Annotated in this window: 20 protein-coding genes; 7 read left to right on the top strand and 13 right to left on the bottom strand. The window is 66.8% G+C overall.

The genetic code is table 11. The annotated features are described in order from the left end of the window. Positions 1-110: 110 nt before the first annotated feature. Positions 111-1,820, top strand: coding sequence for a 30S ribosomal protein S1 (rpsA, locus tag ACNI3R_RS03205; RefSeq protein WP_426179834.1), 1,710 nt, complete (start codon positions 111-113; stop codon positions 1,818-1,820). A gap of 128 nt (positions 1,821-1,948) precedes the next feature. Then, entirely contained in the window at positions 1,949-2,476 is a 528-nt protein-coding gene (locus ACNI3R_RS03200) for a GNAT family N-acetyltransferase (protein WP_426179832.1), read from the top strand. Between the two features lie 24 nt (positions 2,477-2,500). On the opposite strand, the gene ACNI3R_RS03195 is transcribed toward ACNI3R_RS03200, so the two are convergent. From ACNI3R_RS03195 to ACNI3R_RS03140, 12 genes are all read right to left on the bottom strand, one after another. Beyond that, complete coding sequence (locus ACNI3R_RS03195; RefSeq protein ID WP_426179830.1) at positions 2,501-3,766, bottom strand: capsule biosynthesis protein; 1,266 nt, start codon at positions 3,764-3,766, stop codon at positions 2,501-2,503. Continuing rightward, positions 3,763-5,148: a capsular polysaccharide export protein, LipB/KpsS family gene (locus ACNI3R_RS03190; RefSeq protein ID WP_426179829.1), complete on the bottom strand. Its 1,386-nt coding sequence runs from the start codon at positions 5,146-5,148 to the stop codon at positions 3,763-3,765. Before ACNI3R_RS03190 ends, ACNI3R_RS03195 begins: the two co-directional genes overlap by 4 nt. Positions 5,149-5,444: 296 nt before the next feature. Further along, complete coding sequence (gene ssb, locus ACNI3R_RS03185) at positions 5,445-6,011, bottom strand: single-stranded DNA-binding protein (RefSeq protein WP_426179827.1); 567 nt, start codon at positions 6,009-6,011, stop codon at positions 5,445-5,447. A 10-nt stretch (positions 6,012-6,021) separates the two neighbouring features. After that, complete coding sequence (gene feoB, locus ACNI3R_RS03180) at positions 6,022-7,884, bottom strand: ferrous iron transporter B (protein WP_426179826.1); 1,863 nt, start codon at positions 7,882-7,884, stop codon at positions 6,022-6,024. Then, positions 7,881-8,147 (bottom strand): FeoA family protein, encoded by a 267-nt coding sequence (locus ACNI3R_RS03175; protein WP_374650094.1) that lies wholly within the window; start codon positions 8,145-8,147, stop codon positions 7,881-7,883. Before ACNI3R_RS03175 ends, feoB begins: the two co-directional genes overlap by 4 nt. 64 nt (positions 8,148-8,211) lie before the next feature. Further along, a complete protein-coding gene (locus tag ACNI3R_RS03170; RefSeq protein ID WP_426179823.1) occupies positions 8,212-8,874 on the bottom strand; it encodes a COQ9 family protein in 663 nt (220 codons plus the stop codon). After that, positions 8,871-9,782, bottom strand: a complete 912-nt coding sequence (locus ACNI3R_RS03165; protein WP_426179821.1) for a DMT family transporter — start codon at positions 9,780-9,782, stop codon at positions 8,871-8,873. Before ACNI3R_RS03165 ends, ACNI3R_RS03170 begins: the two co-directional genes overlap by 4 nt. 87 nt (positions 9,783-9,869) lie before the next feature. Then, positions 9,870-10,292: a 6,7-dimethyl-8-ribityllumazine synthase gene (ribH, locus tag ACNI3R_RS03160; protein ID WP_426179819.1), complete on the bottom strand. Its 423-nt coding sequence runs from the start codon at positions 10,290-10,292 to the stop codon at positions 9,870-9,872. A gap of 13 nt (positions 10,293-10,305) precedes the next feature. Then, positions 10,306-11,577: a 3,4-dihydroxy-2-butanone-4-phosphate synthase gene (gene ribB / locus ACNI3R_RS03155; protein ID WP_426179818.1), complete on the bottom strand. Its 1,272-nt coding sequence runs from the start codon at positions 11,575-11,577 to the stop codon at positions 10,306-10,308. A gap of 67 nt (positions 11,578-11,644) precedes the next feature. Then, positions 11,645-12,256, bottom strand: a complete 612-nt coding sequence (locus ACNI3R_RS03150) for a riboflavin synthase (RefSeq protein ID WP_426179816.1) — start codon at positions 12,254-12,256, stop codon at positions 11,645-11,647. A gap of 1 nt (position 12,257) precedes the next feature. Continuing rightward, positions 12,258-13,199: a bifunctional diaminohydroxyphosphoribosylaminopyrimidine deaminase/5-amino-6-(5-phosphoribosylamino)uracil reductase RibD gene (ribD, locus tag ACNI3R_RS03145; protein WP_426179815.1), complete on the bottom strand. Its 942-nt coding sequence runs from the start codon at positions 13,197-13,199 to the stop codon at positions 12,258-12,260. Positions 13,200-13,228: 29 nt separating this feature from the next. Next, positions 13,229-13,552, bottom strand: a complete 324-nt coding sequence (locus ACNI3R_RS03140) for a hypothetical protein (protein ID WP_426179813.1) — start codon at positions 13,550-13,552, stop codon at positions 13,229-13,231. A 365-nt stretch (positions 13,553-13,917) separates the two neighbouring features. On the opposite strand from ACNI3R_RS03140, the gene ACNI3R_RS03135 reads away from it, so the two are divergent. Further along, positions 13,918-14,085 (top strand): hypothetical protein, encoded by a 168-nt coding sequence (locus ACNI3R_RS03135; RefSeq protein ID WP_426179812.1) that lies wholly within the window; start codon positions 13,918-13,920, stop codon positions 14,083-14,085. Positions 14,086-14,113: 28 nt separating this feature from the next. After that, positions 14,114-14,314 (top strand): PspC domain-containing protein, encoded by a 201-nt coding sequence (locus tag ACNI3R_RS03130; RefSeq protein WP_426179810.1) that lies wholly within the window; start codon positions 14,114-14,116, stop codon positions 14,312-14,314. Between the two features lie 22 nt (positions 14,315-14,336). Here the strand turns inward: ACNI3R_RS03130 and gltX are convergent, their stop codons facing one another. Next, positions 14,337-15,668: a glutamate--tRNA ligase gene (gene gltX / locus ACNI3R_RS03125; protein WP_426179808.1), complete on the bottom strand. Its 1,332-nt coding sequence runs from the start codon at positions 15,666-15,668 to the stop codon at positions 14,337-14,339. Positions 15,669-15,780: 112 nt separating this feature from the next. Here gltX and ACNI3R_RS03120 point away from each other — a divergent pair, with 112 nt between their 5' ends. From ACNI3R_RS03120 to ACNI3R_RS03110, 3 genes are all read left to right on the top strand, one after another. Continuing rightward, entirely contained in the window at positions 15,781-16,716 is a 936-nt protein-coding gene (locus ACNI3R_RS03120) for a ribose-phosphate pyrophosphokinase (protein ID WP_426179806.1), read from the top strand. A gap of 127 nt (positions 16,717-16,843) precedes the next feature. After that, on the top strand, positions 16,844-18,370 hold the full coding sequence (locus ACNI3R_RS03115; protein ID WP_426179804.1) for a hypothetical protein: 1,527 nt from the start codon (positions 16,844-16,846) through the stop codon (positions 18,368-18,370). Continuing rightward, positions 18,367-20,442, top strand: a complete 2,076-nt coding sequence (locus ACNI3R_RS03110; protein ID WP_426179803.1) for a DUF3857 domain-containing transglutaminase family protein — start codon at positions 18,367-18,369, stop codon at positions 20,440-20,442. Before ACNI3R_RS03115 ends, ACNI3R_RS03110 begins: the two co-directional genes overlap by 4 nt. The last annotated feature ends 1 nt before the right edge of the window (position 20,443 follow it).

Raw genomic sequence — 20,443 nt, 5'->3', positions numbered from 1 at the left:
AGCGTCCTTCGGATGTCATAGCGGCATGAGGCCGTTATGGCGGTTCTGGCCCCAAGACCTCCGGAGACAACCGGATGGCCGGAATAACTGACACAGGAAGACATTAGTCTATGGCCACTACGGCAAACCCGAGCCGCGACGATTTCGCGGCGCTTCTCAACCAGACCCTCGGCGGCGAGAACGAAGGCTTCGAAGGCCGCGTCGTCAAGGGCACCGTCACCGCGATCGAAAACGACATGGCCGTCATCGACGTCGGTCTGAAGTCGGAAGGCCGCGTGGCCCTGCGCGAATTCGCGCCTGCGCCCGGCCAGAAGGCCGATCTGAAGGTCGGTGACGAAGTCGAAGTTTATGTCGACCGCGTCGAGAACGTCCATGGCGAAGCGATGCTCAGCCGCGACCGCGCCCGCCGCGAAGCCGCCTGGGACAAGCTCGAAGCCGAGTTCTCGCAGTCGAGCCGCGTCGAGGGCGTTATCTTCGGCCGCGTGAAGGGCGGCTTCACCGTCGACCTCAACGGCGCCGTTGCCTTCCTGCCGGGTTCGCAGGTCGACATCCGTCCGGTCCGCGACGTCACCCCGCTGATGGACATTCCGCAGCCCTTCCAGATCCTCAAGATGGATCGCCGCCGCGGCAACATCGTCGTGTCGCGCCGCGCCGTCCTCGAAGAAACCCGCGCCGAGCAGCGTTCGGGCCTGATCCAGTCGCTGGCCGAAGGCCAGGTGATCGAAGGCGTCGTCAAGAACATCACCGACTATGGTGCGTTCGTCGACCTGGGCGGCATCGACGGCCTGCTGCACGTCACCGACCTCAGCTACAAGCGCGTCGGCCATCCGAACGAGATGATCAACATCGGCGACGTCGTGAAGGTGCAGATCATCCGCATCAACAAGGACACGCAGCGCATCTCGCTCGGCATGAAGCAGCTCGAGAGCGATCCGTGGGAAGGCGCATCCGCCAAGTACCCGATCGGTGGCAAGTTCTCGGGCCGCGTGACGAACATCACCGAATATGGTGCCTTCGTCGAGCTCGAGCCGGGCATCGAGGGTCTGGTCCACGTTTCCGAAATGAGCTGGACCAAGAAGAACGTCCATCCGGGCAAGATCGTCTCGACCAGCCAGGAAGTCGAAGTCGTCATCCTCGAGGTCGACGCCGACAAGCGCCGCATCTCGCTCGGCCTCAAGCAGGCGATCACCAACCCGTGGGAGGCCTTCGCCGAAGCGCATCCGATCGGTTCGGTCGTCGAGGGTGAAGTCAAGAACGCCACCGAGTTCGGCCTGTTCATCGGCCTCGACAACGATGTCGACGGCATGGTGCATATGTCGGACATCGCCTGGGGCGTGACCGGCGAGGAAGCTCTGTCGCTTCATCACAAGGGTGAGACGGTCAAGGCGATCGTGCTTGACATCGACTCCGAGAAGGAGCGCATCTCGCTCGGCATCAAGCAGCTCGAGCGTGGCGGCATCGGCGCTGCGACCTCGGATGGCTCGAAGCTCAACAAGAGCGCGGTCGTTACCGTCACCGTTCTCGCGATCACCGACGGTGGTCTGGAAGTGCAGGCGGGTGACGACGGCGCAGCCGGCTTCATCAAGCGCAGCGATCTCGGCCGCGACCGCGACGAGCAGCGTCCGGAGCGCTTCCAGGTCGGCCAGAAGTTCGACGCGATGGTGACCGGTTTCGACCGTTCCAAGAAGCCGACCTTCTCGGTCAAGGCGATGCAGATCGCCGAAGAGAAGCAGGCCGTCGCCCAGTACGGCTCGTCCGACTCGGGCGCGTCGCTCGGCGACATTCTCGGCGAAGCCCTCAAGGCTCGCCAGAACGGCTGATCCGGACCGGTCCTGCGGGACCGGAAGGAACAAGGGATCGGGGCGCGGAGGCATTGGCTTCCGCGCCCCTTTTCTTTGCGGCGCGTACGCTTGCTTGACGGCATCGCCGCCGCATCGCAGGCAGGGACATGACCGTCACCATCCGTCCCGCCGCGCCCGACGATGCCGAGGCGCTCGCCCGGCTGAAGCTGACCACCTTTCGCCAGACCTTCCTGGAAGAAGGTTTCGCGATCCCCTATCCGCCGGCCGATCTCGCGATCTTCGAGGCGGAGGCCTATTCGGCCGATACCGTCCGTGCGGAGCTGTCCGACGAAGAGCGGCGCAGCTGGGTCGCGGATCGCGACGGCGAACTGCTCGGCTATGCGCAGGTAGGGCCCTGCAAGCTGCCGCATGTCGAGGTCGCACCCGGCGACGGCGAACTCTATCAGCTCTACGTCCTGCGAGAGGCACAGGGGCTCCGCCTTGGCGCGGGGCTGCTCGCCGCCGCGCTCGATCATCTCGCCGTGATACGGCCCGGGCCGGTGTGGCTGGGCGTCTGGTCAGGCAACGCCAAGGCGCAGGCGGTCTATGCCGCGCGCGGGTTCGAGAAGGTCGGCGACTATCGCTTCAAGGTCGGCAGCTGGTATGACGAGGAATATATCATGCGCCGCCGCTGAGGCGGATCGGGCAGGAGGCGCGCCTTATTCGGCGGCGATCTGTGCCGCACCGCCCAGATAGGAGCCGATGTCGACGATCTTCGACGCTTCGACCAGCCGCGCGATCGATCCTTCGACCAGCATCTCGATGCCCTCGTCGCTGGCAAAGCCGCCATAGACCAGGCAGCGCGCCTGCAGCACGCGGGAGAAAGCGTCCCAGATCTTCGCACTTGGCGGAGTCGGATCGCTCCAGAAGCTGTCCAGCGGACCCTGGAAGGTGATGCCGGGGATGTTGTACACCGCCTGGCCGAGCGTGATCACCGGAATGCCCGATGCCAGCGCCAACGTGCCCGTCGTGCTGTTGACGGTGACGACACCCAGCGAATTCTCGACGATGTCGTCGATCCGGCCGCCCTTGGTGAACAGCACGCGATTCTCGACGTTCAGTCGCCGCGCCTCGCGCCGGATGAACCGACGCCAGCTGAACAGGCTGCTGTCGAGGGGATGTTCCTTGACCAGCAGATAGGTGTCGTCGGGCGCCGAGCGGGCGAAGCTCTCGATCACATAGGAGGCGCCCGCCTGCATCGTGCCGAACAGCGAATGGACGCGGATCTGGTGGTCCGACGACAGCTGCAGCGGCAGCGCGAAATAGCGTTTGCCCTCGAGCTGGGCGAGGACGTTCTCGGCCCGGCCTTCCTGCAGCTTGCGCAGCGCGAACTGCTTGAGCCAGCCGAGCGCCTCGGTCACCGCAGAGCGGTCGCGGTGCGACTTGTAGTGCGGGAAGCGCCAGCGGCCGAGCGAGGTGCGGGCATAATAGCTGGTGGCTTCCTGTGCCCGGCGACGGAAACGCGACGGCACGGTCGGGCGCTTGGCCAGCGGCGGCAGGGTGCGCGCCGCCTTCAGATACCAGTTCGGATCGCGCGGCAGCGAGGAATGCCCGTTGACGCCGTCCAGTTCGAGCGTCGCCCAGTCGGGCCGGATATAGCCTTCCTCGAACACATGGACGCGCACGCCGCGCAGCCGTGCCATGCCGCGTGCGGCATTGTGCAGCGGCCGGCAGTCGCCGAACAGGATCAGGTCGGTGATCCGATGGTGGACCAGAAAATCATCGACGAAACTCGGCCAGCGTTCTGCGGTGCCGCGATAATCGACCGCCGGACCCGACCAGGAGGCGACATCGCCGGCGTTGAGATTGATCCGGTGGACCGCATGGCCGTGCTGGCGCAGCGATGCGCCGAGCCGGTCGAAGAAGGGTCCCGGCGGCCCCTGCAGGAACAGGAAGCGCTGCTTGGCGATGTCGTGAAGCCTCAAGCCCGGCCTCCCGCGACGGAGAGGGTGCGGCGCAGGCGGCCCTGAAGGCGGCGCAGGCGGGTCAGCAGCGTCTCGCGCGGTTCCGGCTCTGCTGCAAGGCGCTCCACGAGGATTTCGGGAGGGCAGGGGAGCTTCGTTACCGGGTCGAGATAGCGCGGGTAGAGAATCAAAGTTGCCGCCACAAGCTGCGCCTTCGTTACGTTGCGGCCCCGTCTGCGCTCAATGGGCGGCGCGAGGTCCCGCGTCAATCCCCATCCTGCATAGAAGGGCTGGCCGTGGGTCACAACGTCGCAGCCGCGAATCAGTGCCTCGAACCCCGCGAGAGAGGTCAGGACATGCACGGCATCGACCGCATCGAGCATCGATGCCATCGGCACGTCGCGGACGACCTGATCGACATGGCGCAAAGCGACGGCATCGGGGATCGCACCACGGCGATGGCCGGCGTCGACATCGGGATGCGGCTTGAAGACGAGCCAGGCATCGGGCTCGGCCGCGCGTGCGCGACGGATCAGGTCGAGATTGCCCTCGACCCCGGCTCCGCCGAGCTGCACCGACAGATCGTCCTCGACCTGGCCGGTCACGAGGACGATGCGGCGGTCCTTGACCGGCCGCTCCCAGGGATCCCCGCCGCTCGCATATTTGCTGATCCCGGCGTCGACCAGCGACCGCATGAGCCGTTCCGCACGGGCGAGCAGTGCCGGATCAGCTGGGCCTGCGATCATGGCCTCGAGGTCGGAGGGGCGGTTGGGGTCGAGGTGGAGGCCCGCACGGTCGAAGATGATCGAATGCGGCGGGTGGCAGTCGCTCCCCAGGCCGGCCGAGCGGAGGAAGCCGTCCTCCACTGGATGCACGCGCACGCCACGGGCTGCGGCTTCCTCGGCAAGCCCGCGCGGCGCCTTTGACGGCCAGACCGCGATGTCGCCGTTCGCTCGCAAAGCGGCTTCGACGGCGTCTGCAGCATTGCCGGCGAAGACGAGGTTGTCGCCGGGCCAGAGCATCGCTTCGACCTCGCGTCGCTTCCAGCGCGCGATGCCGGCTGCGGCGACGAGCCCGCGATTGCGGTCGATCACTTGCCGCCAGAAGGCGAGCTGGTCGATCGCGGCTTCGATCGCGACCGGCCGGCCAGAATAAGGATCGCGATACTCCACGCTATCGATCAGCCAGTGGATCACCGCCCGATCGAGCGCGTCCGGATCTGTGCTGCGCGCGACATCGGCAAAGGGGCCGGGACTGGTCCAGTCGACCGACGCGCCGGCGATCAGCGCGAGCAGGCCGCGCTCGTCGTCTCCGGCGAACGCCAGTCGTTCGCCGCGCGCTACAGGGTTCCAGACATTAGCGTCGCCGGCGGCCCAGAAACGGCCACCGATACGCGCTTCCACGATCCGCTCCCGGACCAGTCGTGCGCGCCCGCTTAGCTGGGGAGGGATTGCGTCGCGCACCGGCGCGAGCGGAAGACGCCGGCTGATGGCCGCCGTAGCGGGGGCCGTGCCGGGAAAGGGCGGCGACCTGAGGATCGGCAGCGAGGGGCTCATCTCACCAGACCGAAAGGGACGGGGTCACGCATTGCAGGAAAATACGCTCCCCCGCTTCCCGTGCAAGCGGGGAGAGGCCCGGTGTACCGGGCGCGGCAACCGTTCATCGGGTAATCGGCAGGACCGGTCGCGCAGCCGCGCTATTAGAACGGAACGTCGTCGTCGAGGTCGCCGACATCGAAGGGATCGGACTTGCGGCCGCCGCCTGCCGGCGCACCGCCGCGACTGCCGCCGCCGAAGCCGCCACCGCCGCCGCCGCTGCCGCCACCGAAGCTGCTGCCATAGCCGTCATCGTCGCCCCAGCTGCCGCCAGCAGCGGATCCGCCGCCGCCACCGCCGCCCATGCCGCCACCGCCATCGGGGCGATCGAGGAGCACCATCACCGCGTTGAATCCCTGAAGGACCACTTCGGTCGAGTAGCGCTCCTGGCCCTGCTGGTCGGTCCATTTGCGGGTCTGGAGCTGCCCCTCGAGATAGACCTTGCTGCCCTTGCGCAGATAGCGCTCGGCGACGCCGGCCAGCGCCTCGTTGAAGATCGCGACCGAATGCCATTCGGTCTTGTCGCGACGTTCTCCGGTGCTGCGATCCTTCCACTGCTCCGACGTGGCGATGCGCAGGTTCACCACCTTGCCGCCATTGGCAAAGGAGCGGCTTTCCGGGTCGCGACCGAGATTGCCGACGAGGATCACCTTGTTAACGCTGCCTGCCACGCGGGCCTCCCTACAAACCTAAAGCTAGCGCGCTCCAATAGGTAGCGCCTGCCGCGATGTAAGCCAGACCGAACAAATAGGCCAGCATGAAGCCGGTCCATTTCCAGCTGTTCGTCTCGCGCCGCACGACCGCGATCGTCGACACGCATTGCGGCGCGAAGACGAACCAGGCGAGGAAGGCCAAAGCGGTCGGCAGCGACCATCGGCCCTGCAGGCGTTCGACCAGCGACTGCTCCTGCACCGCCTCATCCTCGGCATCGACGGCATAGACGGTGGCGAGCGCCGAAACGGCGACCTCGCGCGCGGCCATCGCGGGGATCAGCGCCAGTGCCATGTCCCGGTTGAACCCCACCGGTGCGAAAACTGGCTCCAGGGCACCTGCGATCCGGCCCGCGACCGAATAGTCGATCGTCGGCTGTGCATAATCCGCAGGCGCCTTGGGGTAGGAGACGAGCAGCCACAGGACGGCGGTCGTCGCGGCGATGATGGTGCCCGCGCGGCGCAGGAAGATGATCGCCCGCTGCCAAAGGCCCAGCAGCACGTCGCGCAGGATCGGCATCTGGTAGCGCGGCATCTCCATCAGGAAGCCGGGGGCCGGCCCCTTGGTCACCGTCCGACGCAGAATGAAGGCGGCGAGCATCGCGCCGGCGATGCCGGCGATGTAGAGGCAGAAGAGGACGAGGCCCTGCAAGCCGATGCCGGGCCCGACGGTCCGCTCGGGGATGAAGGCCGCGATGATCACGGCATAGACCGGCAGGCGCGCCGAACAGGTCATCAGCGGCGCGATCAGGATCGTCGTCAGCCGGTCCTTGGGATCGTCGATGGTCCGCGTCGCCATGATTCCCGGAATGGCGCAGGCGAAGGAGGACAGGAGCGGGATGAAGGCCCGGCCCGACAGGCCGACGCGCGCCATCAGCTGGTCCATGATGAACGCTGCGCGGACCATATAGCCCGACGCTTCGAGCAGCAGGATGAACAGGAAAAGGATCAGAATCTGCGGCAGGAACACGATCACCGCGCCCACACCGGCGATCAGCCCTTCGGCGATCAGCGATCGCACGAAGCCATCGGCCATCCGGTCGTTGACCACGCCCTGCAAGGCGACGAAGGCGCCGTCGATCGCATCGGCGGGCGCTGCAGACCAGGCGAAGACCGCCTGGAACATCACGAACAGGATCGTCGCGAGCAGGACGGGGCCGATCACCGGATGCAGCGCGACCGCATCGGCGCGGTGCGTCCAGCGCAGGCGGAAATTCTCCTCGGTCGTCGCGGCGGCGGCGATCGCGCGCGCGCGCCGCTGGAGCGCGACCAGCGCGTCATGGTCGTTCGAAGGTTCGCGGACCGGCCGGCTCGCCTGCGTCGCCGCCATACCGCCGAGCGCAGCCTTGAGTTCGTCTATGCCCTTCCGACGGACGGCGACGGTCGGGATGACCGGCACGCCGAGTTCGGCCGAGAGCCGGTCGGCGTCGATGCGCAGGCCGTCGCGTTCGGCCATGTCGACCATGTTGAGCGCGATCACCGTCGGCAGGCCGAGGTCGATCAGCTGCAGCGCGAAGCGCAGATGATTGTCGAGATTGGTCGCGTCGACGACCACGAGCAGGGCAGAGGGCAGGCGCTCGCCCCGCTGTCTGCCGAGCAGTACATCATGGGTGACGGCTTCATCGGGGCTCGATGGCGTCAGGCTGTAGGTGCCGGGCAGGTCGAGCAACTCGAGCGGGCGGCCATCGTCGAGTGCCATCCGTCCCGACTTCCGCTCCACCGTCACGCCGGGATAATTGCCGACCTTCTGTCGGGCGCCGGTAAGGGCGTTGAACAGGGCGCTCTTGCCGGCATTGGGGTTGCCGGCGAGCGCGATCAGCGGGGTCGGCGTCATGATGCCGATCGAGGCCCGACGAGGATGGCCGAAGCCTGGATGCTGCGCAGCGCGACGGTCATGCGGCCGATGCGGCAGGCGATGGGATCGGCGCCGAACGGCCCCTTGTGCAGTTTCTCGACCGAAACGCCCTCGTCCACGCCCAACTCGCGCAGGCGGCGCGCGTCGCGCTCGTCGAGCTGGTCCCAGCGCACCCCGATGATGGCGCCACCGGTTCCCAGCGGCAGCCTGTCGAGGCTCATCGTCTCTGCATCCACATCCATGATGCGAGTGATTATCAATAAGCCTGCGTCATTGCCATCCCCCATGGCAAAATAAGCTATCCGATCAGGCCTGGAGGCGGTATCGCAGCCGCCCCAGGAAGCGGACCGGGCTAAAATGCCGGTCGGGCTCGGGTTTCAGCCTGGCCTTGAATTTCTCGAACCGCATCACATCGTCGATCCGGCGATCGAGAAAGGCGCGCGTGTCGGCGAAATCCTCGCTGTCGTCGTCCATCCAGGCGGTCAGAACCGAGGTATAGAGCGCGGCCAGCGTCGTCCGCTTGCTGTACCAGGCGATATCGACGCTGGTGTCACCGATCGCGCGCCACATCGAATCGGCCGCGCGCCAGGCCAGCTTGACCGCGCGCGCTGCGTGGCGCGGACGCGCAAGCTGGGTGATCGCGCGGCGCAGGGCGTCGGGCTGGCGGGTGGCTTCGTCGAGCCGGACGAGCAGGGCGGTGCGGATACGGTCACGTATCTTCATCGCGCCGAGGTCGAGCGGCTGGAGCTGCTCCGTCATCGCCGCGTCGATGGTGGCGAACCAGGCGTCGATCATCTCGATAGCGCCACCGGGGAAACACAGGGCGGCACGGTCGGCGGGGACGTCGAGCTCCTCTGCGGCATTGGCGAGCGCGGTGGCGCTCCAGCCGTCGAAGACGGCATGGGTGGGCAGGCGCTCGGCCAAGGCCAGCCGAAGCTCGTCGAGGGTCATGTCGGCGGCAGTAATCATGGCTGTTCCCTTAGCTTTTCGAGCGTATGCTGACCAGTACCACCGGCCCGGACGAGCACCAGGGCCGCGCAGATGGCGAGACCTCCGGCGAGATCGAGAATGCCCAACATCTCGCCATAACGCACGCTGCCGATAAGGGCAGCGATGAAGGGCTGGATGAGCAGGCCGATCCCGATTACCAGCGGCGGCAGATGGCCGATCGCATAGACCATCAGGCCCTGCCCGACGACCTGACTGCCGATCGCCAGCAGCAGAAGTGGTGTCCAGTCTCGCGGCAGGATCGGGCCGCCGTCGAACCAGGCGAACAGCAGCAGCGGCAGCATGCCAGCCATCGTAGAGATTAGCAGCACCGGCATAGGCTGCAGCATGCCCCGCGCCTTCGACAGGGCGATGATGTAGCCGGTGTACAGGAGCCCGGCGAGGATGCAGAGCAGGTCGCCGGTCAAGTAGCGTCTTTCAAGCTGATAGGACCGGCCTAGCAGCAGTGCAGTGCCGATTGCCGCCAGCAGCAAGGCGAATGCCTGCATGCGGTCGGGCAGCTTGCGCGTCGCGATCAGGGCGAAGGCAGGCAGCAGGAAGCCGGCGAGATTGGCGAACAGGGTCGCGTTGGCGAGCTTGGTGTGGTGGATGCCGACATGCCAGGCGCCGAGGTCGGCCGCGAAGAACAGGCCACCGATCGCGATCGTCCCGATCATGCCGAGCGACAGGCGGGGGATCGGCTGTCTGGCGATCCGGGTCATCACGAACAGCAGTGGGCAGGCGAGCGCCAGCCGCCAGAAGGCTGATGCGATCGATGAGGTGTCCGCGAGGCGGACGAACCACGGCCCGAAGGCGAGCGCGAGATTCGCGATCACCATCGCGGCATAGGCGCGTGCAACGGGGGGATTGGCGGGCGACGCGCTGCTCATCGGGTGACCATCATCTTCCGCCGCGGCAAGGGAAAGACCGGATCGCGGGTGCGCCGCGTCGGCGACCGGCGACCAGTTTCGGTCGGGTCAGGCGCCGAATGTCTCGCGCAGTTCCAGCATGCGCAGCGCGGCCTTGGCTGCTTCGCCGCCCTTGTCCTTTTCCGACCGGCGGGCGCGGGCGAGCGCCTGGGCTTCGTTCTCGACGGTGATGATGCCGTTGCCGATCGCGATACCGTCCATCGACAGCGCCATCAGGCCGCGTGCGCTTTCGTTCGAGACCACCTCGAAATGATAGGTCTCGCCCCGGATCACGACGCCGATCGCGACGAAGCCGTCATAACGACCGCTCTCCGCCGCCATCGCGATGGCGCCGGGGATTTCGAGCGCGCCCGGTACGGTGACCGTCTCGTGGCGGTGGCCCGCTTCCTCGATCGCGGTGCGCGCGCCGTCGAGGAGCATGTCGTTCAGATGATCGTAGAAGCGCGCTTCGACGATGAGGATCTTGGCCATGGTCTAGCTCCTGTCAGGCGGCGGGAATGGGCCGCTCGCCTACGATCGACAGACCATAGCCGTCCAGCGCAATCAGCGTGTGGTGCGAATTGGTGAGCAGGATCATGTCCTGCACGCCGAGTTCGGTCAGGATCTGCGCACCCACGCCATAATCGCGCAGCTCGTCCATCGCCGATGTGTCACCGGTCTCGCGCGCCTCGACCGCGCGGGTCATCCAGCCGCTCATCGGGCGGTTGAGGATGACGATCACGCCGGCGCCTTCCTGGGCGATCATCTCCATCGAGCGTTCGATCAGGTCGCTGCGCGGGCCCTTCTCGCCATAGATGTCGGCGAAGGGGTTGAGCAGGTGCATGCGGACCAGCGTCGGCTTGTCCGGATCGATATGGCCCATAACCAGCGCGGTCTGCTCGGTCCCGGTCGCCTTGTTGTAGAAGGTGGTCAGCTTCCACTCGCCGCCCCAGCGGCTGGTGAAGCGCGTCTCGGTGCGTTTCTCGACCAGATGGTCGTGCTTGCGGCGATAGGCGATCAGGTCGCGGATCGTACCGATCTTGAGCTTGTGGGTGCGGGCGAACTCGACCAGCGAGTCCATCCGCGCCATCGTCCCGTCATCGTTCATGATCTCGCAGATCACGCCCGAGGGGTTGAGCCCCGCGAGGCGGGCAACGTCGACCGCAGCTTCGGTATGCCCCGCGCGGATCAGCACGCCGCCGGGCTTGGCGACCAGCGGGAAGACATGGCCGGGGGTCACGATATGCTCGGGCCCCTTCGACGCGTCGATCGCGACCGCCACGGTGCGTGCGCGGTCGGCGGCGGATATGCCGGTCGTAACGCCCTCGCGGGCCTCGATCGAGACGGTGAAGGCGGTTTCGTGGCGGGTGCCGTTGTTGCGGCTCATCAGCGGCAGGCCGAGCTGGTCGACCCGCTCCTTGGTCATCGACAGGCAGATCAGCCCGCGACCATATTTCGCCATGAAGTTGATCGCGTCGGGGGTCGCCATCTGTGCGGGGATGATGAGGTCGCCCTCATTCTCGCGATCCTCATCGTCGACGAGGATGAACATGCGGCCGTTGCGCGCCTCATCGATGATCTCCTCGATCGGCGACAGGCCCGAATAGGAGAGGTAACGCTCGAGCTTCTTGAGCGTGTCCGCCGTGGGATTCCAGTCCGGGTCGTCGAGCGACCGCAGCGAATTGGGGTGAAGCCCGGCAGCGCGGGCCAGGCCGGAACGGGAAACGCCGCGTTCGGACACGGCATGGCGGATGCGATCGATCAGTTCGGTGCTCATAGGTGCGGCGATATCACATCAAGATGACATCGCAACGATTAAATCACATTGAAATGTGATACTCTCGTCAGGCCAGGGTGCGGAGCTGCTCCATGCGCCGCAGATAACGGGCCAGCACGTCGATCTCGAGATTTACGCTGTCGCCGACTTCAAGCAGGCCGATCGTCGTCACCGCAGCGGTGTGCGGGATGATGTTCAGGCCGAACAGAGTGCTGCCGTCGGGCTGGTCGGTGATCGTGTTGACCGTCAGCGAGACGCCGTCGACCGTGATCGAACCCTTCTCCGCCAGATAGGGAGCGAGCTCGGCCGGTGCGCGAATCTCGAAGCGCTTCGAATCGCCGTCGGTGCTGATCGACGCGACCATACCCACGCCGTCGACATGGCCGGTCACGATGTGGCCGCCCAGTTCGTCGCCCAGCCTGAGCGAGCGTTCGAGGTTGAGCTTGCGACCGGTCACCCAGCGGTCGGCTGCGGTGCGCGATACGCTTTCGCCGCTGATGTCGATGGCGAACCAGTCGGGTCCGAGTTCGACCACCGTCATGCACGCGCCCGAACAGGCGATCGAGGCACCGATGTCGATCGAGCCCGTGTCGTAGGAGCAGGCGATGCGCACATGAAGGTCGCCGCGCTGCTCGGTCGCGACGATGGTGCCGATGTCGGTGATGATTCCGGTGAACATGTCAGCAGCGTTCGTAGATGGTGAGGCGGTCCCTGCCAAGCATGCGCGTGTCGGTCATGCACCAGCGGCCATGTGCCGATGCGAGATCGCCGAGGCCGATATCCGCGATCGCCGGCCGGCCGCCGCCGATCAGGATCGGTGCGGTGTAGAGCAGCAGCCGGTCGACGAGATCCGCGCGCAGGAAGGCCGCGGCCGTCGCAGCCCCGCCTTCGACGAACAGATGATCGATCCCGTCGAGCTCCGTTATCGCTTCGGGCCGCGCGATGGCGGTCCAGCCTTCGGGCGCCGCGCCCTGCGTCAGCAGCAGGCGTCGCGGGCTGCGCTCGGCGAGGCCCGGCAGCCGAACGTCGAGCCGCGGTGCGTCCGCATCGAAAGTACCGCGACCGACCAGTATCGCCTCGTGGCGGCTGCGCTCGACATGGCAATGCGCCCGGGCGGCGGCGCCGGTGATCCAGCGGCTGCTCCCGTCCGCGAGCGCGATACACCCGTCGAGCGATGTCGCCAGCTTGAGCGTGACATGGGGCCGGTTCGATGCCTGGCGGGCAAGGAAGCCAGCCATCGACCGGCGAGCCTCCGCTGTCGCCACATCGGTCGTCACCGCTATGCCCGCAGCCTGCAGCCGGGCGATCCCCCGGCCGTTGGTGCGCGGATCGGGGTCGGTCAGCGCAACGACGACCCGCGCGGGCGACGCCGCCACGATCAGGTCGGCGCAGGCGGGCCCTCGTGAGGAGGCATGAGCGCAGGGCTCCAGCGTGACATATACGGTAGCGCCGTCGACATTGCCCGCCATAGCGAGGGCCTGGGCTTCGGCATGGGGGCGGCCGCCGGTCTGTGTCACGCCGCGTCCGATCACGCGCCCGCCACGGACGATGATGCAGCCGACATTGGGATTGGGGGCGGTGCGACCCCGTCCCCGTCCGGCAAGCGATATCGCTGCCATCATCCATCGGCGGTCGTCTTCGCGCGTGGCGATCAATAGTCGATGCCCAGCTTGTCGGCGAGGCGGCGATATTCTTCCTGCTTCTCCTTGCGCCGGGCGTCGCGGACCTTCTGGTCAGCGATATTCTGCTTTTCGATCTCGGCATCGGTGCGGCTGGACGGCCAGCTTTCGACGAAGATCACTTGCGCCTTCGGCTTTTCGGTCTTCGAATCGACGTAGAAACCCCAGACGATGATCATCGGCATCAGCGCCGATATCACCGCGATCAGCAGCTTGTGCCGTTCCTGCTGGCCCCAAAAGGCCTTGAGATCGGAGAGGAAAGCGCGCGGGGTCGACGGGCGGGGGAAAATGGCCATGGAGCCAAGATAGGCGAGGCGTGCTCGCTGCGCCAGCCCGGCGCCCGGAATGGCGGGCGCCGGAACCGGTCGGCGCGGTCAGCATCGCCCGATGTCTGCCACCGACCAGGACGCTGGCCACCGGCTGCCGGCTGCCCTCGCGTCATCCCCGCGAAGGCGGGGATCCATAACCTCCGAACTGCGAAACATGATCCGGGCCTATGTGCCGTTCGTTGGCGATTTTTCCAGAAAAATGGCGTATCTTTCGAGGTTGTCTGGCCTTGATCGAGATTTCCACCCCGAATTTCCTGGCTCGGGGCATTTGGCACGCCTCCTGCAAAGCTTCAGGCATCCGGCCGAGGGGGCCGATCAAAGGGAGCCTGACCATGTTCGACACCAACACCGAGATGAGCGACGCACGGCGTTTCCTGCTCGCTGTCGGCGGTGCGCTGCTCTTCAGCCTTGCCTGTCTGGCGACGGCGCTGGGACCGGCGAATGCGAACTGCTTCTGCTCCGCGACGCCGACGTCGGCCGAGCGCCCCGTCCTCCTCTGACCCGTCCTGCCAAGCAAAGGAAATTGCCATGTCCGTCCGCACCGACCGCTTCCGCCTCAACAAGAGCCAGGGCAAGATCATGGGCGTATGCGCCGGTCTTGCCGACTATAGCGGGATCGATCTTTCGTTGATCCGTGTCGCGGCTGTCCTGCTGACGCTCTGCGGCGTCGGCTCGACGATCCTGCTCTACCTGCTGGTCGGACTGATCGCGCCGTCGAACCGCTTCTGACGACGAAAGCGTGCGCCGGGGCTCAGGCTCCGGCGGAGCGCAGCCGCGCGATCGCCCGATCGCGGCCGATCAGCGGAAGCAGCGCGTTCATGTCCGGCCCATGTTCGCGGCCGGTGAGCGCGAGCCGCAGCGGCAGGAACAGCGCCTTGCCCCTGCGCCCGGTGGCAGCGTTCAACTGGCTGGTCAGTGCCTTCCAGACGCCCGTATCCCAGGCTATACTCTCCGCCACCTCGGCCGCCCGAAGCACGAAGGCGCGATCCTCGTCGCCCAGCGCACTCTCCACCGCACCCTCGACCACGCCCCACCAGTCGGCGGCGTCGGACAGCCGGGTCAGATTGGGTCGGATCGCCTGCCAGGCCGTGGCATCCATGCCCACCGGAAGTCGCTCCGCCACCGCCGCATGGTCGAGCAGGTGCAGGATGCGCGCGTTCAGCGCCTTGAGTTCATCCAGATCGAAGCGCGCAGGGGCGCGACCGAAGCGGGCGAAGTCGAAATCGGCGAACAGCGCGTCGGGCGAGGCGACCGGCTCCACCGGCAGGCTGGTGCCGATCCGTCCGAGCAGCGCGATCAGTGCGATCGGCTCGATCCCTTCCTCGCGAAACGCGTCGCAGCCGAGCGAACCGAGCCGCTTCGACAGCTTGCCCTCGCTGCCGACCAGCAAGGCTTCGTGCGCGAAGGCGGGCGCCGTCGCGCCGAGTGCGGAGAACATCTGCAATTGCAGACCGGTGTTCGTGACATGGTCCTCGCCGCGCACGACATGGGTGATGCCCATGTCGATATCGTCGATCGCGCTGGGCAACATGTAGAGCCAGCTTCCGTCGGCGCGCCGGATGACCGGGTCGGACAGGCGGCTCGGATCGAGATGCTGCGGTCCCCTGATCAGGTCGTCCCAGCGGATCGGCTCCTCATGGTCGAGCAGGAAACGCCAGTGCGGCCGATGGCCGTCGGCTTCGAGTGCGGCCCGCTTCGTATCGTCGAGCTCCAGCGCGGCGCGGTCGTAGATCGGCGGCAGACCCCGGCCGGCCAGAATCTTGCGCTTGAGTTCCAGCTCCTCGGCGGTCTCGTAGCAGGGATAGACCCGGCCCAGCGCGCGCAGTTCCTCGAAACGGCGCTCATACAGCGCGAAACGGTCGGACTGCCGCGCCTCGCCATCGGGCGAAAGGCCGAGCCAGGCGAGATCGTCGCGGATCGCGACGACGTTCTCCTCGGTCGAACGCTCGGCATCGGTGTCGTCGAGCCGTAGCAGGAAGCGGCCCCCATTGGCGCGCGCCCACATCCAGTTGTGGAGTGCGGTGCGGATGTTGCCGACATGCAGCCGGCCGGTGGGGGAGGGAGCGAAGCGGGTGACGACCATGGCGGGCTCTTAGGCGGATATGATCGGTTCAGCCACCCTCTTCCCCCAAGGGCACCTTGCGACTAAGAGCCCCCGAGTCTTCCGCCCACACCGCCCGAACGGGGATAGATCTATGAAGCTTCTGACCGGCAATTCGAACCAGCCGCTCGCCAAGGCGATCGCCTCCTATCTCGAACTGCCGCTGACGGAGGCGAGCGTCCGCCGCTTCGCCGACGAAGAAGTTTTCGTCGAGATCCACGAGAATGTTCGCGGCGAGGACGTGTTCGTGATCCAGTCGACCGGCTATCCGGCGAACGACAATCTGATGGAGCTGCTGATCTGCATCGATGCGCTGAAGCGCGCGTCGGCCAAGCGCGTCACCGCCGTCATCCCCTATTTCGGCTATGCCCGGCAGGACCGGAAGCCCGGCCCGCGCACCCCGATCTCGGCCAAGCTGGTCGCCAACCTGCTCGAGACCGCCGGCGCCAACCGCGTCCTGTCGGTCGATCTGCACGCAGGGCAGATCCAGGGCTTCTTCGATATCCCGACCGACAATCTCTATGCCGCACCGGTGATGTCGGCCGACATCCATGCGCGCTTCGCGGGCCGCAACCTGATGGTGGTGTCACCCGACGTCGGCGGTGTGGTACGCGCCCGCGCGCTGTCCAAGCGCCTCGACAACGCGCCGCTGGCGATCGTCGACAAGCGCCGCGAACGGCCGGGCGAATCGGAGGTGATGAACATCATCGGCGACGTGTCGGGCCGCTTCTGCATCCTCGTCGATGACATCGTCGATTCGGCGGGCACGCTCTGCAATGCCGCAGCCGCGCTGCGCAAGGCGGGAGCCGAGGACGTCGTCGCCTATGTCAGCCATGGCGTGCTGTCGGGCGGCGCCGTCGCCCGCGTCGAGAAGTCGGAGCTGCTCGAACTGGTCATCACCGATTCGATCGGCGCGACCCCGGCCGTTGCCGAAGCGAGCAAGATCCGCCACCTCACGATCGCCCCGCTGCTCGGTGAGGCGATCAAGCGCATCGCCGACGAAAGCTCGGTTTCCAGCCTGTTCGACTGATCGGAAGGCGGTCCGGGCGCTTCGGGTGATCGCGCCGTTTCGGATCATTACGTAGCTCGTAGTCCGGACCTGTTTTGCATAGACTGGTCCCTCGTTCGCCTTTCCGTAGCGGACGAGGGGGGTGTCTATGCGGGAGCGATCCTGCCTGTTGTCGTCATCGAGTCCGCGCGGGGTGGGGCGCCTGACCGCGATCCTGCTCGCGCTGGCCGCAGCGGCTTCACCGGTTGCGGCGCGTGCCGGTACCGATCTGATGCCGATGCTGCGGCAGGCCACAGAACGCGTCTCGGCCGACGACTGCGCCGGTGCGTTGAAGCTGTTCGACAAGGCTGTCCGCGATCCGGCCTTTGCGGCGCTCGATCCGTCGGTACGCTTCTCGACCGCGCAACTGGGGGCAAACTGCGGCGAGGCGTTGGCCGATGAGGCGGCGATGCAACGCTATGCGCTGCTCGGCAGTCCGCTGGACACGAGGGTGGGCTTCCTCTGGGGCCTCCGGCTCTGGTCCGATCTGAAGCGCGACGATGCCGCCGGCGCGGTCGCCACGATGGAGGGCATGGCGGCGACCAATCCGGCGGCACTGGACGCGATGCCGCTCGGGTCGATCGACGATGTCCACCATCTGGTCGAGGAGGCCGGCAAGCCCGATCTGCTCGATCGGCTCCTCGTCGTTCTGACCGACTCCACCTATCAGCCTGACGATCCCCTGGGCGGCAAGGGCTATTATCTGTTCCAGCGAGCCGAAAGACTCGCTCAGGCGGGCGACCAGAGGACGGCGGGCGTCCTGCTGCAGCGGATCGAGGAGGGCGATCTGTTGATGCAGGCGGCGGTCCACCCGAATCTGGCGCCGCTGCTTCCGGCCGATATCGACTTTCGCGCGGCGCGGGAGCGCGAGCTTGAGCGAGCCCGCGAAATTGCGGCAAGCCATATGCATTCGCTCGGCGCGGTCGTGGCCATTGCGCAGCATCTGCGCAGGCTTGGCCGGCCAGAGGAAGCGGTCGCCACGCTCGAGGCCTTTGCGCCCGAAGGCGCGTTGGCCGGATCCTATTCCGATAGGGACGTGCAGACACGCTGGTTCTGGGACGAGATGGCGCGCAATTTGCGGAGAGCCGGCCGGCCCGAACAGGCGGTCGCCGCCTTGGCCCGTGGCCTCGGAGCTTCACAGGATGGCGGCCCCAATGTCGACCAGGGCATCAACCTCGTCTTCCTCCATGTTCGCTATGGCCAGCCGGCAGCTGCGCTCGCGGCGGCGAAGACGGTGGGACTGGACAATAAGGATCTCAGTGCGTTCGGCCTCATGGAGCTTCGTGCAGGTCAGGGCTGCGCCCGTGCGCTATCCGGCGACCGCGCCGGGCTGGCCGACGACATCGCCTATGCCAGGTCGCATGCGACCGAGCATCCTCTCGCCTTGCTGCACCTGCTCGCCTGTGCCGGGGATCTGGACGGAGCTGCCGCCGCTCTCGTGACCGGGCTCGACGACCCGGCGGAACGGGCCGGGATGTTGTTGCTGCTCAGCGACTATGACGCCGCTCATGCGTCAATGCCGCTGCTGCCGCTCGAAAGGGCGCTGCCCGTCCTGAAACAGCGGCCGGATGTGCAGGCGGCGATCCGCCGCGCCGGCGGAACGCGGCGCTTTCCTCTGCAGGCGGACGAACTATGAGCAGAGTTATCCCGACCCTTATAGCCGCAGCCGTCCTGGCAGGCGGCGCATGCCCGCTGTCGGCATGGGCGGCACCTGCCGGTGCCGAACTGGCTTATGGTCCGGCCGCGAGCTGGATCGCACCGCCGCCCCCGCCGACCACCGGTCGCGCGCCTCCCGATGCGGCCTATCGGCTGGTCTATCAGGATGGGCAGGTGCGCATCACCGATAAGGGGGAGGAAATTTACAGCGCCTATCGGGTGAAAATCTTGAAGTCCGACGGACTGAGCTTCGGCAAGATGTCCCTGATGTGGAACCCGTCCAGCGGGAGCGCCACGATCCACACCGCCCGTCTGGTTCGCGACGGACAGTCGGTCGATCTTCTCAAGGCCAATCGCTTTCAGGTGCTCCAGCGCGAGGATGGGCTCGAGGAGTCGATGCTCGACGGGATGTTGACGGCGGTGCTGCAGGCGCCGGGCCTGCGCATCGGCGACGAGGTGGAGTTCGCCTACACGACGACCGACCGGGATCCGACGCTGGGCGAGCATGGTTTCGGCTTCGGCTCCATGATGGACGAAGCCATGCCCGGCGCCTTCCGCTTCACGCTGCGCTGGTCGAACGGACGGCCGATGCGCTGGCAGGCCTCGCGCGACCTTCCCCAGGCGGTGCCCGTCCGCACGGCGACCGAGACGGTGATCAGCTATGAATTGCGCGATCCGTCGGGCGTGATCCTGAATGACGGCGCGCCGGGCCGCTACAATATACGCCGGACGGTCGGCTATTCGGAATTCAAGGACTGGCGTGAAGTGTCACGGCGCATGGCGCCGCTCTACGATAAGGTGTCGGTCATTCCAGCCGACTCGCCTCTCCAGGCCGAAGTCGCCCGGATCGCCGCCGCGACCGGGGACCCCGCCGAACGGGCGCAGGCGGCGCTGCGGCTGGTGCAAGACGAGATACGCTATGTCTATGTCGGGCTCGACGGCGGCAATTTCCGGCCCGCCTCGGTTGCCGAGACGTGGGAACGTCGCTTCGGCGACTGCAAGGCTAAGACGGTCCTGCTGAGCGCCCTGTTGCGCGCGCTGGGGATCGACGCCGAGCCGGTTCTCGTCAACACCGATGACGATGACGGGCTCGATCAGTTTCTGCCCAGTCCGGCCTTGTTCGATCATGTGCTCGTGCGGGCGCGCATCGGCGGCGCCTCTTATCTGCTCGACGGGACGCGCTCGGGGGATCGCTATCTCGATCAGTTGCCCCAGCCGGATTTCCACTGGGCGCTGCCCGTGCGGGCCGTGGGCGCAGACCTGGAACCGGTGACGTCCAAAGCACCTGATTGGCCCGAGCCGCTCGAACTGGTCGAGATCGATGCCTCGGCCGGGCCGGGCGGGCTGGCGCGCCTGAAGGCGCGGACCCACTATCGGGGGGAAGCCGCCCTCGACATGCTCTCACGTCTCTCGGGCGGCGACGAGGCGGCCAATGATCGTTCGTTGAAGAGCCTATGGCAGAAATCCTTTGCCTGGCTTGCGACATCGACAGTGTCGTGGAGCTATGACGAGCGGGCCAACGTCCTCACCATGCGGGTGGAAGGGCAGGGGCATCCCGCCTGGGAACAGGTTGCGGGGACCGAGCCCATGCTCGAAATCCCCTGGGTCGGCTTCGAGGCGCCGAAACCCCGGCGCCGGCCGCACCCGCAGGATCGGAGCATCCCCTGGACGACCGAAGGTTCCTTCTTCTCCTGCAGCGTGACCAGCATCAGGCTGCCGCCCGAGGAGCCCGGCTGGCATTGGGCCAGCAGCGCGGTGCCGATGCGAACCCAGCTGGGCGAGAATCTCTACTGGCGTCGAACCGACGTCCGCGACGGGGTCATGACGGTGGTGGCGAGCCATCGCGTCGAGCAGGCGGAGGTGACCGCCGAACAGGTCGCCACGATGAACGCCTATCTGTCCGGCTTCGACGACAATATCCCCTTCGCCTTCAAAGCCGAGGGCAGGCGAACACCCGATTCCGATCCCGGTCCGCGCCTGCCGTCGGCGGGCGACGCGCGCTGGGATCAGGATCAGTCGGCCTGCAGGCCGACGCGACGTTCTGCGGATTAGG

It is taken from the genome of Rhizorhabdus antheiae (assembly GCF_049889055.1).
Classification (GTDB): Bacteria; Pseudomonadota; Alphaproteobacteria; order Sphingomonadales; family Sphingomonadaceae; genus Rhizorhabdus.
The sequence above is the reverse complement of the archived record's forward strand: the minus strand, read 5'-3'. Positions and strand labels throughout refer to the sequence as shown.

What these genes read in the sequence shown, in the direction of transcription:
- rpsA (WP_426179834.1), top strand. Translation starts at nt 111, where the DNA reads ATGGCCACTACGGCAAACCCGAGCCGCGACGATTTCGCGGCGCTTCTC.
- ACNI3R_RS03200 (WP_426179832.1), top strand. Translation starts at nt 1,949, where the DNA reads ATGACCGTCACCATCCGTCCCGCCGCGCCCGACGATGCCGAGGCGCTC.
- feoB (WP_426179826.1), bottom strand. Translation starts at nt 7,884, where the DNA reads ATGACGCCGACCCCGCTGATCGCGCTCGCCGGCAACCCCAATGCCGGC.
- ACNI3R_RS03175 (WP_374650094.1), bottom strand. Translation starts at nt 8,147, where the DNA reads ATGGATGTGGATGCAGAGACGATGAGCCTCGACAGGCTGCCGCTGGGA.
- ACNI3R_RS03170 (WP_426179823.1), bottom strand. Translation starts at nt 8,874, where the DNA reads ATGATTACTGCCGCCGACATGACCCTCGACGAGCTTCGGCTGGCCTTG.
- ACNI3R_RS03165 (WP_426179821.1), bottom strand. Translation starts at nt 9,782, where the DNA reads ATGAGCAGCGCGTCGCCCGCCAATCCCCCCGTTGCACGCGCCTATGCC.
- ribH (WP_426179819.1), bottom strand. Translation starts at nt 10,292, where the DNA reads ATGGCCAAGATCCTCATCGTCGAAGCGCGCTTCTACGATCATCTGAAC.
- ribB (WP_426179818.1), bottom strand. Translation starts at nt 11,577, where the DNA reads ATGAGCACCGAACTGATCGATCGCATCCGCCATGCCGTGTCCGAACGC.
- ACNI3R_RS03150 (WP_426179816.1), bottom strand. Translation starts at nt 12,256, where the DNA reads ATGTTCACCGGAATCATCACCGACATCGGCACCATCGTCGCGACCGAG.
- ribD (WP_426179815.1), bottom strand. Translation starts at nt 13,199, where the DNA reads ATGATGGCAGCGATATCGCTTGCCGGACGGGGACGGGGTCGCACCGCC.
- ACNI3R_RS03140 (WP_426179813.1), bottom strand. Translation starts at nt 13,552, where the DNA reads ATGGCCATTTTCCCCCGCCCGTCGACCCCGCGCGCTTTCCTCTCCGAT.
- ACNI3R_RS03135 (WP_426179812.1), top strand. Translation starts at nt 13,918, where the DNA reads ATGTTCGACACCAACACCGAGATGAGCGACGCACGGCGTTTCCTGCTC.
- ACNI3R_RS03130 (WP_426179810.1), top strand. Translation starts at nt 14,114, where the DNA reads ATGTCCGTCCGCACCGACCGCTTCCGCCTCAACAAGAGCCAGGGCAAG.
- gltX (WP_426179808.1), bottom strand. Translation starts at nt 15,668, where the DNA reads ATGGTCGTCACCCGCTTCGCTCCCTCCCCCACCGGCCGGCTGCATGTC.
- ACNI3R_RS03120 (WP_426179806.1), top strand. Translation starts at nt 15,781, where the DNA reads ATGAAGCTTCTGACCGGCAATTCGAACCAGCCGCTCGCCAAGGCGATC.
- ACNI3R_RS03115 (WP_426179804.1), top strand. Translation starts at nt 16,844, where the DNA reads ATGCGGGAGCGATCCTGCCTGTTGTCGTCATCGAGTCCGCGCGGGGTG.
- ACNI3R_RS03110 (WP_426179803.1), top strand. Translation starts at nt 18,367, where the DNA reads ATGAGCAGAGTTATCCCGACCCTTATAGCCGCAGCCGTCCTGGCAGGC.